A 12,699-nucleotide genomic window follows, 5' to 3' on the forward strand; every position below is an offset into this window, starting at 1 on the left:
ACAGCGCTGTCTGCATGAACACACTCATACCGCCTGTTTCAGGCCATTGGCCTGCCACCAGACGTGAGCTTGCTCTGCCAGTTCTTCAACGCTGTGGATCGAAGCGTTCAACGCCAGGGTCAACGGCTCGCCTTTGGGCGATTCGAGGGTGGCGAACTGGCTTTCGATCAGCGTGGCCGGCATGAAGTGGCCCGGACGATGGGACACACGCTCGGCGGCAACTTCAGGGGTCAATTCAAGGAACACGAAGCCCAGGCCCGGCAGGGCACTGCGCAAGACTTCACGATAACTGTGTTTGAGGGCCGAGCAGGTCAGCACCGGGCGCTGGCCCGTGGCGTCAACGCGACGCAGCTCCTCGCACAGGCTGTCGAGCCAGCCGGCACGGTCGTCGTCGTTCAGGGGGATCCCCGCGCTCATCTTTTCGATGTTCGCGGCCGGATGGAAAGTATCGCCTTCAATGGCAGTGGCGCCGCTCAATTGGCACAGGGCCTCGCTGACGCACGTCTTGCCGCAACCGGCAACGCCCATGATGACCAGGGCGGTGATGGGATGATTCATGAAACACCTCAGCGCGCAGACAGCGCTACCTTTGCAAGCTATGACTCTAGTGCACAGATAGAAGTTGCCGACGCCTTCTTGTCGTTTTTTTGGGTTGCAGCAGGTTTGTTCCCAACACCAAAAAGCGAAGATCAGGCAGGACCTCGCTTACGCATTTGCAGCTGCATCAGGACAGCGCTACCTTAGTGCCTTGATTTTTGTTTGGCAAGCCGCCCGATGACCACTCCTAAAAACGATAAAAATACCCGCACCACCGGCCGTCCCACCCTTAATGAAGTTGCTCGCCTTGCCGGCGTCAGCCCGATTACCGCTTCCCGTGCCTTGCGCGGAGTCAGCACCGTGGCCACCGAACTGGTGGACAAAGTCCGCAAGGCCGCCCTCGAACTCAACTACGTGGTCAACCCTGCCGCCCGCGCCCTGGCCTCGGCGCAGAGCCATTCGGTGGTGGTTTTGGTGCCGTCACTGTCCAACCTGTTGTTCATCGATACGCTGGAAGCCATTCATCGGGTTTTGACGCCCAAAGGCTTCGAAGTACTGATCGGTAACTTCCATTACTCCCGTGATGAAGAAGAAAACCTGCTGCGCAACTACATGGCGTATCAGCCGCGCGGGTTTCTGCTGACCGGGTTTGATCGCACCGAAAGTTCGCGGCGGATGATCGAGGCCAGCAACATTCCCTGCGTGTACATGATGGAACTGGACAGCGCCGCCGGAGTGAATTGCGTCGGCTTCTCCCAGCTCAGCGCCGGCGAAACGGCGGCTGAGCATTTGCTCTCGCGAGGGCGCAAACGTCTGGCTTACATCGGTGCGCAACTTGATCAGCGCACGTTGCTGCGTGGCGAAGGTTTTCGCAAAGCGTTGCAGAAGGCCGGGCGTTATGACCCGGATCTGGAAGTGCTGACGCCTCGCGCTTCGTCAGTGGGATTGGGTGGCGAGTTGTTTTTGCAATTGCTCGCAGCGCACCCGGATGTCGATGCGATCTTCTTCGGTAACGATGACCTGGCACAGGGCGCATTGCTAGAGGCGCTGCGCCACGGCATCAAAATCCCTGAGCAAGTGGCGATTCTGGGCTTCAACGACTTGCCGATGTCCGAGCACATGGTGCCGCGCCTGAGCAGCATCAACACACCGCGTGAGGCAATTGGCCGGCGCGCGGCGGAGCAGATGCTGACGTTGATGGCCGGGAACAAGGTGGCACGGCCGGTGGAAGACATGGGCTTCGAACTGAAGATCCGCGAAAGCACATAACCCCTGAAATTCCTGTGGGAGCTGGCTTGCCAGCGATGGCGTCCGGTCAGTCGATACATTTCTGGCTGATACACCGCTATCGCTGGCAAGCCAGCTCCCACAGATTTTGTGGTATTCGCAAAATTCAAGGTTGAATTACAATCCCGGTGGGAGCGAGCCTGCTCGCGAAAGCGTCGTGTCAGATAAGCAATTGACGACTGACACGGCGCTTTCGCGAGCAGGCTCGCTCCCACATTGGATCTCCACCGTCTCTAGTGACTGAGCAGGTCAACGAGGGCCAATGCGCCTTTCTGTAGCGGCTGGCTCTTGAGCCAAACCGCGTGCACCGGCAGCACCAGGCCATTTTCAATGTTGCGAAAATTCAGCCGTTTCAAACGCCCGGCATCCAGTCGCGACTGCACCACCGACAGCGGGAAATTGCCCCAGCCCAATCCCGCCTCGACCATCTCCATCGCTGTTTCCAGCGTATCGGTGCGCCAGTGAGATTCAGCCACCAACGGCCGCGTCTCACTGATCGGCAAGTCACGACTGGCGACGAAGATTTGTCGTACGTGCACCAGGTCTTCCAGAAACAGATCCTGGCCCTGCAATAGCGGACTGTCCGCCGCCAGCGTAGCGATCATCCGTTCGCTGCCGACAAACTGAAAGCGCTCCAGCACGTTCATGCTCAACCCGGCGAACGCCAGACACACACTGACGCGGCCGCTGTGCAGCATCGCCAGCACATCATCCTGCGGCGCCGTCAGTACTTCGATGTCGAGCAGCGGATGACGCTCGGCAATAGCCTTGATCGCCGCCAGCAAACGCCGACGGTCGATGTCCGCAGCCACGCCGATCGACAACTTGCTCTCCAGCCCCAATGACAACTCCACCGCGTGTACTTGCAGTTGCTTGAGCTGCCCGGCGATCAGCCGGGCATGAGGGACCAGTGAAAGCGCCATTGCCGTCGGTTGCGGTTCGCGATGGCTGCGATCAAACAGCGAATAACCCAGTTCGGCCTCAAGGTTGCCGATGCCCATGCTCACGGCTGATGGGACTTTGCCCAATGCGCGGGCGGCGGCGGAAAACGAGCCGCGCTCAATCACCGCAAGGAACAGTTCGATGCTGTCGCTGTTGAAATTCAATGGATCAACCTATCAATAGAACTGAAAGCTTCTGACTTTTTCTGTCAGCCCTATTGAAGCTATCTTTCGCCGTCTCCGCCAGTCCCACTGGCCAACAAATGGCAAGAAAGAGGCAAATCTGCATGCAAGGCGTCAAACGCAAACTGGTCTATGTGTCGCTCTACGAAGTGATCGGCATGACCTTTTCCGCCCTTGGTCTGGCACTGTTGTCGGGCACCTCGCCGGGCAGCACCGGGCCATTGGCGGTGATCATCACGACCATCGCCGTCACCTGGAATTTCATCTATACCTCGATGTTCGAGCACTGGGAAAGTCGTCAGCAATCACGCACCCGCACCGTAAAACGACGCATCGCCCACGCAATCGGTTTTCAACTGACGTTGATCGTGTTCCTGATTCCGTTGATCGCGTGGTGGATGAATATCAGCCTGGTGCAGGCTTTCCTGCTGGATCTGGCGCTGATCATCTTCATCCCTTGCTACACGTTTGCCTTCAACTGGCTGTTTGATCGGGTGTTTGGTCTGCCTGCTTCGGCGTTGCCGGATTCTGCGGCGGCGACATAAATCGTCAGCCACTGCAGTGACGTCAAGGACAGGCGACAAGTTTCTTGCTGCACTTTGACCTCAAGGCAGCATGAAACATGATGTAGGAGCTGCGGCACGCTGCGATCTTTTGATCTGGAATTTAAAGATCAAAAGATCGCAGCGTGCCGCAGCTCCTACAGTTTTTATGCGGTGCTAGTTCAGTTGCAGGGTCTCATTGAACTGGCTGATCGCATCTACCACATGCCGCGAGCCTTGCTGGATTTCCAGAATCACCTCGCCCGCCTCGTTCGCCAATTCAACCCCAAGCCCGGTGCGGCTCAGACTCGATTGCATGCTCGATACCGCGCTTAGCGACAGATCATGGTTCTTGCGCACCACCTCGACAATCTCCAGCGTCGCCTGACTGGTGCGAGCAGCAAGACTGCGCACCTCATCCGCGACCACCGCAAAACCCCGCCCGTGTTCGCCGGCCCGCGCCGCTTCGATGGCCGCGTTGAGCGCCAGCAAATTGGTCTGATCGGCAATTCCGCGAATGGTCTGGACGATGGTGCCGATGATGTCCGATTGCTTGCTGACCGCATCGATGCTGACCGCCGCTTCGTTGAGATCGCGGGAAATGTCCTGAATGATCTGCACCGTTTGCTGCACGACCTGTGAGCCTTTTTGCGCGCAGGCGTCGTTTTGTACCGAAGTGCTGTGGGCCGATTCCGCGGCGTTCTGCAACGTGGTCATCTGATGGGTGATGTCGCTGGCGAACTTGACCACTTTGTACAAGCGGCCCTTGGCGTCGAACAACGGGTTATACGAAGCCTCGAGGTAAACCATCTGCCCGGACTTGTTCTTGCGCTCGAAGCGATGGGAGTGATATTCGCCGCGATTGAGCGAAGCCCAGAATGCCTTGTATTGCACCGACTCGGCTTCGGCCCGATGGCAGAACATGCTGTGATGGTGGCCGACGACTTCGCTGAGCGTGTACTGCGTGGTCTTCAGAAAGTTTTCGTTGGCGGTGATCACATTGCCCTCCGGCGTAAACTCGATCACCGCCATCGAGCGACCAATCGCCGCCAGCATGCTTTCCTCTTCATGTTCCTTATTGATCCGCGCGGTAATGTCCGACGCCACTTTGATCACACTTTTTACTTGTTTGTCCTGGCCATAGACCGGCATGTAACTGGCTTCGAGCCAGACCTCCTTGCCGCTCTTGTTCAAACGCAGGAACGTCCCGCTGATCGGCTCGCCCCGGGCCAGGTCGCGCCATAACTTCGCGTACTCCTCGCTGCGATAAAACGCTTCTTCGCAAAAGATCCGGTGATGTTTGCCGCGCACTTCTTCGGCGCCATAACCCATGGTCTTGCAGAAGTTTTCATTGGCATCCAGAACGATGCCATCGGGGCTGAACTCGATCATCGCCATCGAACGGCTGATCGCTGCCAACTTGGCATTGGTTTCAGTCAAGGCGCAGCTGAAGCGCTCGATTTCCTTCAGGTCAGCCTTGTGATGTAGGTTGAACATGGTTGTATCACCTTCCGCGCGTTCTTTTGATTTGATGAAAGTTCAGGTCTTTCAGAATCCACCACTACGTTCCACAGAACAGGCACACGCATTCCTCCACGGGAGGAAGTTGTCAGGTGATAAATGATGATTAATCGGAGCGTCCATGCAGCAACGCTCTAATCAAGACATCCTTCTCTTGATAGCCCGGTTGAGGGCCAGCCCTAACGTTTTGAAGAAAGTCCATTTAGATAACGCTCCTTGTTGGTTCAGTGTCGGTGCCTCGGGTTGCGCACTCTGGCAGCATGAATCACGAACTAACCCTATGCACTCGGCATGCCTGGCACGACGGTCGACATAGTTAGTTATGGGTCAGCATAGCCAGCGCAAAGCCTGATGCAAGGCCACTAGTCGGCCAGTATCTGGCATTTTTTGCACAAAAATCGGTTCAGCCAGAAACAAAAAAAGCCTCCAGGAGGCTTTTGTGCAATGGCAAGCGAGATCTAGGCAAATTATTTCTGATAGAGGCAGGAGCCCGAGAACCGGGCTCCCGAATGGCGTGATCAGTGACCGAATACGTCTACTTTCTTGGCTTTTTTCTCCGCCCGCTTCTCAATCGCGGTCTTGGCCGGTTTCTTCTTCGCGGCTTTCTTTGAATCCATACCTTTGGACATGATGATGACTCCACTCACATGACTGTAGGCTCAGGTATACACCTATCCAGTGACGCACGTTCTTTTATAATCGCCGCCTCCTCCACCGCCAGTCCGATCCCATGCCCGACACCCAGTACAGCCTGCTCGACGAATCGTTATGGCCCTTGATGAACAAGTTTTACCGCCGCCACCAATCTTCGATGAAAGCCGTGCGCGAGGCGCAGCTGTGGGTGGCGCGACGTGGCGACATTGTTGCGGCGCTATGCCTGCGGCCGGTGGCGGGTGGGCGTTGGTTGACGGGGTTGTTTGTTGATCCGCAATGCCGTGAGCAGGGAGTTGCTGCGCAGTTGATCAGCATTGCGGTGAAGGATGTGACAGAGCCGGTGTGGCTGTTCTGCCATCCGGATTTGCGCGGGTTTTATGAGCGACGCGGGTTCAGTGTCGACCCCGCCCTGCCCCAGGCGATGGCGGAACGGTTGAGCCGGTATGCGCGGAGCAAACCGATGATTGCGATGGGGTTGAACCCTTGAAGCGGATAAAAACCAATATGGGAGCGAGCCTGATGGCGAAAGCGGTGTGTCAGACCAGTTTCTGCCACTGATGCACCGCATTCGCGAGCAGGCTCGCTCCCACAGGGGATTATTTGTGGACTCGGTTTATTCGTCCGCTGCGGGATCAAGGTCGGGGAATATCACTTCGGTAAAACCGAACTTGCTGAAGTCAGTAATCCGCGACGGGTACAACCGGCCGATCAAATGGTCGCATTCATGCTGCACCACCCGTGCATGAAAACCTGAAGCGACCCGCACAATCGGCTCGCCCTTCGGATCAAAGCCTTCGTAGCGAATCAGCTGAAAGCGATCCACCGCCCCCCGCAAACCGGGCACTGACAGACAGCCTTCAAAACCTTCTTCCGTCAACGTATTGAGCGGCGTGATCAGCGGATTGATCAGGATGGTCTGCGGTACCGCTTCGGCGTCCGGGTAACGTTCGCTGTGCTCGAAACCGAAGATCACCAGTTGCAGATCGACACCGACCTGCGGCGCGGCCAGGCCGACACCGCCGACGCTTTCCATGGTCTGGAACATGTCGTCGATCAGTTGCCACAGCTCAGGGCTGTCGAACATTTCGGGCGGAACCGGGGGGGCGATACGCAGCAGGCGCTCGTCGCCCATTTTAAGAATTTCACGAATCATGATCTGGCTTCGTCAGTGTCCGGCTTGATCGAGTGATCGCGACCCAGGCCCGAGACGTGTTGTTTGGGAGTTTCATCGAGTTCGCCGGGGACTTTCTCGCCCGCGTCCTTGCCTTCGCTCGACATGTGCTCGATCACCGCATTCATCTCCGCGCCGAGCAGCAGCACGGCAGCGGAAATGTAGAAGTACAGCAAGAGCACAATGATCGCCCCGATGCTGCCATACATCGCGTTGTAGTTGGCGAAGGTTTTGACGTAAAAAGCAAAGCCCAACGAGGCAATGATCCACACCACCACGGCCAATACCGAACCCGGCGTGATGAAGCGAAATTCCTGTTTGACGTCCGGCATCACGTAGTAGATCAGTGCCACGGCGACCATCATCAGAATCACGATGACCGGCCAGCGCGCGATGGTCCACAGGGTGACGATGAATTCCTCAAGCCCCACCTGCGCGGCGATCCAGCCCATCACCTGCGGCCCGAGCACCATCAGCGCCGCCGCCACCAGCAACATGCCGGCAATGCCGACGGTGTAGACGATCGACAACGGGAAGCGCTTCCAGACAGGTCTGCCTTCGACAACGTCATAAGCGGCGTTCATTGCGCTCATCATCAGGCGCACGCCGGCAGACGCGGTGTAGAGGGCAATGACGATACCCACCGAGAGCAAGCCGCCCTTGGACTGCTGCAGCTGATCAATCACCGGGTTGACCTGCTCCAGCGCTTGCGGCGGCAGCACCAGCTCCGACTGCAGGCGCAGCCAGGAGAAGAAGTCCGGCAGGTGCAGGAAACCGATCAGGGCAATCAGAAACAGGATGAACGGGAACAGCGAGAACAGCATCTGGTAGGCCAGTGCCGAGGCGTAGGTCGACATCTCGTCGTCGATGAATTCAGTGACCGTGCGCACCATCACCCGGTGCAGGGGCAGACCTTTCATGTTCGGAAAAATCATTCGCGTCTCCTTTCGCCGCAATACAGGTTGAAGTCGTGGCGACTCAGGGGCCGTTTTTTACATCACGGTAGCCTGTTTGGCGACCCTTGCAGGATAACCGCAGGCTTTTGACACAAAAACGGCCATCCTTGGATGGCCGCTCGTGTCTTTCGTTCAAGGCCGGATTACGCCTTGTCGACAGTGTTCTTCACTGCGTCTTTGGCTTTGCCAACAGCTTGCTGGGCTTCGCCTTTCTTCTCTTGGATTTTGCCTTCGACCTGCATTTTGTCATTGTCGGTAGCTTTACCGATGCCTTGCTTGACGTTGCCGACTGCTTCGTTGGCCATGCCTTTTACTTTATCGCCTGTGCTACTCATGGTGTTTCTCCTTGGTGCAGTTAGGGGAAAGTCATTACGTAATCATTGACAGGCCGCTTTTGCGCCAAGTTTCATTTATTTTTAGCGGCTCATTTCGTCGCAGCGAGCAGGTTGGGCTTTATGTTTACTCGCCCAGCCCCGAGAATGCGCACCTATGGGCGCCGTGCGCCAGAGAACCGATCCCGCAGGAATGTTATGAAACTCGATAAAAAGCTGGCCATTGCCCGTAGAAACCAGGAACTGGGCGGTGCCGTGCTCGGCGTCAACAACTGCCACTTCGCCGAACTGAACCGTAACCGCAACATCTGGTGGTTCGACCTGCCGGTGGCGCGTCTGGCCGTCGGTCAGTACGAGTGGATTCACCTGCTGATGCACACACCGGCTACCGACGAACTGCTGCACCTGAAAGTGCCGACCGTGTTTCTGCGTGAGAAGCTCGAAGGGCTGGTGATTCGTAACGAAGGCAAGCGCAAGGCTGCGTTGAGCCTGGAGTTGAGTGCGGACAAGGATTCGTATCTGCAGGACATGCGTCCGACGGGGACTAACGTGAATTTCGCGCCGTTTCGGCAGTAACAGAAAAAGCCAAAGCTTCGCGAGCAGGCTCGCTCCCACATTCAACCGCGCTCCGTCAGTTGAAATACGGTCAAAAGTGGGAGCGAGCCTGCTCGCGAAGACGCCATTACAGGCAACGCACATCTACAGTCTGCACCAACAAAAAGCCCCGCATCTGCGGGGCTTTTTGTTTACGCGGCGTTTTTCGCCTTGATCTTCTTCAGCTCTTCGTCGCGCAGTTCGCGGCGCAGGATCTTGCCGACGTTGGTGGTCGGCAGCGCATCGCGGAACTCCACCGAGCGCGGCACCTTGTAACCGGTGACGTTGGCGCGCATGTGCTCCATCACCTGTTCTTTGGTCAGCGTCACGCCTGGTTTGGCGACGATGAAAATCTTGATCGCCTCGCCCGACTTCTCGTCCGGCACGCCGATGGCTGCACACTGCAACACACCCGGCAGGGTTGCCAACACGTCTTCCAACTCGTTCGGGTACACGTTGAAACCGGAAACCAGAATCATGTCTTTCTTGCGATCGACAATACGCATGTAGCCATCCGGCTGGATCAGCGCGATGTCACCGGTCTTCAGCCAGCCGTCACTGTCGAGCATTTCATCGGTGGCGTCCTGACGCTGCCAGTAACCCTTCATCACCTGCGGGCCCTTGACGCACAGCTCGCCGATTTCACCCAGCGGCTGCTCGACACCGGCATCGTCGATGACTTTGCACAGGGTCGATGGCACCGGAATACCGATGGTGCCGATCTGGATGTGCTGGATCGGGTTGACCGTGGCCACCGGGCTGGTTTCGGTCATGCCGTAACCTTCGCAGATCGCACAACCGGTGACCGCTTTCCAGCGTTCGGCAGCGGCCAGTTGCAGGGCCATGCCGCCGGACAGGGTGACTTTCAGCGCCGAGAAATCCAGCTTGCGGAAACCTTCGTTGTTGCACAGCGCCACGAACAGTGTGTTCAGGCCGACGAAACCGCTGAACTTCCACTTCGACAGTTCCTTGACCATCGCCGGCAGGTCGCGCGGGTTGCTGATCAGGATGTTGTGGTTGCCGATCAGCATCATCGCCATGCAATGAAAGGTGAACGCGTAGATGTGGTACAGCGGCAGCGGCGTGATCAGGATCTCGCAACCTTCATTAAGATTGGAACCCATCAGCGCCTTGCATTGCAGCATGTTGGCGACGAGGTTGCGGTGGGTCAGCATTGCGCCTTTGGCCACGCCGGTGGTGCCGCCGGTGTATTGCAGCACCGCCACATCCCCGCTGTGCGGGTTGGCTTCTGCCACAGGCTGCCCCTGGCCCTTGCTCAGCACGTCGTTGAACTTGACGGCTTTTGGCAAGTGATAAGCCGGGACCATTTTCTTCACGTACTTGATGACGCTGTTGATCAGCAAGCGCTTGATTGGCGGCAGCAGGTCGGCGACTTCGGTGACGATGACGTGTTTGACGCCGGTTTTCGGCACCACGGCTTCGGCCAGGTGCGCCATGTTCGCCAGGCACACCAGCGCTTTGGCACCGGAGTCGTTGAATTGGTGTTCCATTTCCCGCGTGGTGTACAGCGGGTTGGTGTTGACCACGATCAGCCCGGCGCGGATGGCACCGAAAACGGCCACCGGGTATTGCAGAACGTTGGGCAGTTGCACGGCGATTCGATCACCGGGCTGCAAATCGGTATGCTGTTGCAGATACGCGGCAAACGCGCCGGACAATTCATACAATTCACCGTAGGTGATTGTCTTGCCCAGGTTGCTGAAAGCCGGTTTGTCGGCGAAGCGTTGGCAGGATTGCTTCAACACTGCCTGAATGTTCGGATACTCGTCTGGATTGATGTCGGCAGCAATTCCAGCCGGGTATTTATCCTTCCAAAAGTCTTCGATCATGGAAGCCCACTCCTCAGCAACGCGAATTCTTCACCGCATTTGATGCGATTATTATTGGTGTGTGTTTTGTATTGGTGAATCTGGCTTGTATATAGGCCGAGAAGTCACAAAGCGCGCCGAGAGTAGCAGCTTTGCCGAGGGTCGACTAGAGCCAAAAGCGGCCCCTACAGTCACATTGATGACTCAAGACTTTCTAGCAGTCATTTTAGAGCAAAAATCCTAGAACACCCCTAAGGCCCCTGAATTTTGGGCCTTGAAAGCAAAAGATCGCAGCCTTCGGCAGCTCCTACAGGAAACGCATTCCCATGTAAGAGCTGCCGAAGGCTGCGATCTTTGCGCTTTTGCCCTTTATGCGATATCGCGCAACTCACGCCGCAGAATCTTCCCGACCGGCGTCATCGGCAACGACTCACGCAACACAATGTGCTTGGGCACTTTGTACGCTGTGAAATTCTCCTTGCAATAAGCCTTCAGCTCTTCAAGGCTGACCCCGCTTTCCCGCGCCACCACGAACAATTTCACCGCCTCGCCCGAACGCTCGTCCGGCACACCGATCACCGCGCAGTTGGCGACTTTCGGGTGGGCCATGACCACGTCCTCGATCTCATTCGGATACACGTTGAAACCGGAAACGATGATCATGTCTTTCTTGCGATCCACAATGCGCACGAACCCGTCCGTATCGATGACCGCGATGTCGCCGGATTTGAACCAGCCCTCAGCATCCAGCACTTCGGCGGTGGCTTCGGGCTTGTTCCAATAGCCTTTCATGATCTGCGGGCCTTTGATGCACAACTCGCCACGCTCGCCCATGGGCTGCTCGACGCCGTCATCGTTGATCACTTTCAACAGCGTGCCCGGCACTGGCAAACCGACTGTGCCCAGACGCGACTGATCGCCGTACGGATTGGTGCAGGCCACCGGTGAGGTTTCGGTCAAGCCGTAACCTTCGGTGATGCGGCAACCGGTGATCTGCTCCCAGCGTTCGGCCGTCGCCTTCACCAGCGCCGTGCCGCCGGAGTTGGTCAGTTTCAGTGTGGAGAAATCCAGGGTCTTGAAATCCGGATGCTCCATCAATGCGACAAACAGGGTGTTGAGGCCCAGCAGCGCCGAAAACTTCCAGTTCTTCAACTCCTTGATGAACCCGCCAATGTCCCGTGGATTGGTGATCAGTACGTTGTGGTTGCCGGAAACCATCATGCACATGCAGTTCGCGGTGAAGGCATAGATGTGGTACAGCGGCAGCGGCGCGATCATCACTTCCTGGCCTTCGCGCAGCAGCGGCTGACCATCCGGGCCGAGTTGCGCAAGGCAGGCGCGCACTTGCTGCATGTTCGCCACCAGATTGCCGTGGGTGAGCATTGCCCCCTTGGCAAGGCCTGTGGTGCCGCCGGTGTATTGCAACACGGCGATATCATCGAGGCCGGCCTTCAGCGGCTTGATGCCCAGACCGCGCCCCATGCGCAGCGCGCTTTTGAAGGAGATCGCCTGCGGCAGTGAATACGCCGGGACCATCTTCTTCACTTTGCTGACCACGGTGTTGACCAGCCAGCCTTTGGCGGTGGGCATCAGGTCGCCCATCTTCGCTTCGATCAGGTATTGAATGTCGGTGTCGGGGAGCACTTCCTGGACTTTCTGGCCGAACATGTTCAGGTAGACCAACGCCCGCGCGCCGGAATCCTTGAATTGGTGGCGCATCTCCCGCGCGGTATACAGCGGGTTGGTGTTGACCACGATCAGCCCGGCACGCAACGCACCGAACACGGCAATCGGGTAATGCAGGACGTTGGGCATCTGCACCGCGATGCGATCCCCCGGCACCAGATCGGTATGCGCCTGTAGGTAACCGGCGAAGGCTGCGCTCTGGCGCTCAAGCTCGGCGTAGGTCAAGGTCACGCCCATGTTGCTGAACGCCGGGCGATCCGCGAACTTCTTGCAGGAACGCTCGAACACCTCGATCACCGACTTGAACTCCCCCATGTCGATGTCCAGCGGTACGCCGGCGGGGCGTTTGTCATTCCAGAAATCAGGTTGCATTGTTCTTGTCCTCTTTACCTGAGCCGATCCGGGCCGCTTTCTGTCATTTCTGAAAAAGCGGAGCTTCACGGACACTAGCAGTTATGGCCATTCA

Annotated in this window: 12 protein-coding genes and 1 pseudogene; 4 read left to right on the forward strand and 9 right to left on the reverse strand. The window is 57.3% G+C overall.

Annotated features, from left to right (window positions below; translation table 11 throughout):
- Positions 1-24 precede the first annotated feature (24 nt).
- Complete coding sequence (locus tag AB4P97_RS16495) at positions 25-558, reverse strand: gluconokinase (protein WP_042560583.1); 534 nt, start codon at positions 556-558, stop codon at positions 25-27.
- 216 nt (positions 559-774) lie between these two features.
- Between AB4P97_RS16495 and AB4P97_RS16500 the strand changes: the two genes are divergently transcribed.
- Positions 775-1,806: a LacI family DNA-binding transcriptional regulator gene (locus AB4P97_RS16500; protein WP_042560584.1), complete on the forward strand. Its 1,032-nt coding sequence runs from the start codon at positions 775-777 to the stop codon at positions 1,804-1,806.
- A 251-nt stretch (positions 1,807-2,057) separates the two neighbouring features.
- On the opposite strand, the gene AB4P97_RS16505 is transcribed toward AB4P97_RS16500, so the two are convergent.
- Positions 2,058-2,930, reverse strand: coding sequence for a LysR family transcriptional regulator (locus tag AB4P97_RS16505; protein WP_210622714.1), 873 nt, complete (start codon positions 2,928-2,930; stop codon positions 2,058-2,060).
- Positions 2,931-3,052: 122 nt separating this feature from the next.
- Between AB4P97_RS16505 and AB4P97_RS16510 the strand changes: the two genes are divergently transcribed.
- On the forward strand, positions 3,053-3,493 hold the full coding sequence (locus AB4P97_RS16510; protein ID WP_042560586.1) for a PACE efflux transporter: 441 nt from the start codon (positions 3,053-3,055) through the stop codon (positions 3,491-3,493).
- A gap of 174 nt (positions 3,494-3,667) precedes the next feature.
- Here AB4P97_RS16510 and AB4P97_RS16515 read toward each other — a convergent pair whose 3' ends face one another.
- Both AB4P97_RS16515 and AB4P97_RS16520 read right to left on the reverse strand, forming a co-directional pair.
- On the reverse strand, positions 3,668-4,207 hold the full coding sequence (locus AB4P97_RS16515) for a methyl-accepting chemotaxis protein (protein ID WP_224787096.1): 540 nt from the start codon (positions 4,205-4,207) through the stop codon (positions 3,668-3,670).
- Positions 4,208-4,258: 51 nt separating this feature from the next.
- Positions 4,259-4,987, reverse strand: a pseudogene (locus AB4P97_RS16520) (PAS domain-containing protein); the annotation flags it as partial.
- A 754-nt stretch (positions 4,988-5,741) separates the two neighbouring features.
- On the opposite strand from AB4P97_RS16520, the gene AB4P97_RS16525 reads away from it, so the two are divergent.
- Positions 5,742-6,152: a GNAT family N-acetyltransferase gene (locus tag AB4P97_RS16525; RefSeq protein WP_042560588.1), complete on the forward strand. Its 411-nt coding sequence runs from the start codon at positions 5,742-5,744 to the stop codon at positions 6,150-6,152.
- Positions 6,153-6,278: 126 nt separating this feature from the next.
- On the opposite strand, the gene def is transcribed toward AB4P97_RS16525, so the two are convergent.
- From def to AB4P97_RS16540, 3 genes are all read right to left on the reverse strand, one after another.
- Positions 6,279-6,818 (reverse strand): peptide deformylase, encoded by a 540-nt coding sequence (gene def, locus AB4P97_RS16530; protein WP_150597740.1) that lies wholly within the window; start codon positions 6,816-6,818, stop codon positions 6,279-6,281.
- On the reverse strand, positions 6,815-7,771 hold the full coding sequence (locus tag AB4P97_RS16535; protein ID WP_047300128.1) for a YihY/virulence factor BrkB family protein: 957 nt from the start codon (positions 7,769-7,771) through the stop codon (positions 6,815-6,817). The genes def and AB4P97_RS16535 overlap by 4 nt, the downstream gene beginning before the upstream one ends.
- Positions 7,772-7,935: 164 nt before the next feature.
- The gene (locus AB4P97_RS16540) at positions 7,936-8,127 is read right to left on the reverse strand and encodes a CsbD family protein (RefSeq protein WP_042560591.1); all 192 of its coding nucleotides are present in this window, start codon (positions 8,125-8,127) and stop codon (positions 7,936-7,938) included.
- A 195-nt stretch (positions 8,128-8,322) separates the two neighbouring features.
- On the opposite strand from AB4P97_RS16540, the gene AB4P97_RS16545 reads away from it, so the two are divergent.
- Positions 8,323-8,700 carry a hypothetical protein gene (locus AB4P97_RS16545; RefSeq protein ID WP_042560592.1) on the forward strand — a complete coding sequence of 126 codons (378 nt, stop codon included), beginning with the start codon at positions 8,323-8,325 and terminating at the stop codon, positions 8,698-8,700.
- A gap of 170 nt (positions 8,701-8,870) precedes the next feature.
- On the opposite strand, the gene fadD1 is transcribed toward AB4P97_RS16545, so the two are convergent.
- Both fadD1 and fadD2 read right to left on the reverse strand, forming a co-directional pair.
- Positions 8,871-10,568: a long-chain-fatty-acid--CoA ligase FadD1 gene (gene fadD1, locus AB4P97_RS16550; RefSeq protein WP_042560593.1), complete on the reverse strand. Its 1,698-nt coding sequence runs from the start codon at positions 10,566-10,568 to the stop codon at positions 8,871-8,873.
- A gap of 348 nt (positions 10,569-10,916) precedes the next feature.
- Positions 10,917-12,605 (reverse strand): long-chain-fatty-acid--CoA ligase, encoded by a 1,689-nt coding sequence (gene fadD2 / locus AB4P97_RS16555; protein WP_210622711.1) that lies wholly within the window; start codon positions 12,603-12,605, stop codon positions 10,917-10,919.
- Between the last annotated feature and the right edge of the window lie 94 nt (positions 12,606-12,699).

Source organism: Pseudomonas sp. A1230 (assembly GCF_044218825.1).
Taxonomy (GTDB): Bacteria; Pseudomonadota; Gammaproteobacteria; order Pseudomonadales; family Pseudomonadaceae; genus Aquipseudomonas; species Aquipseudomonas iridis.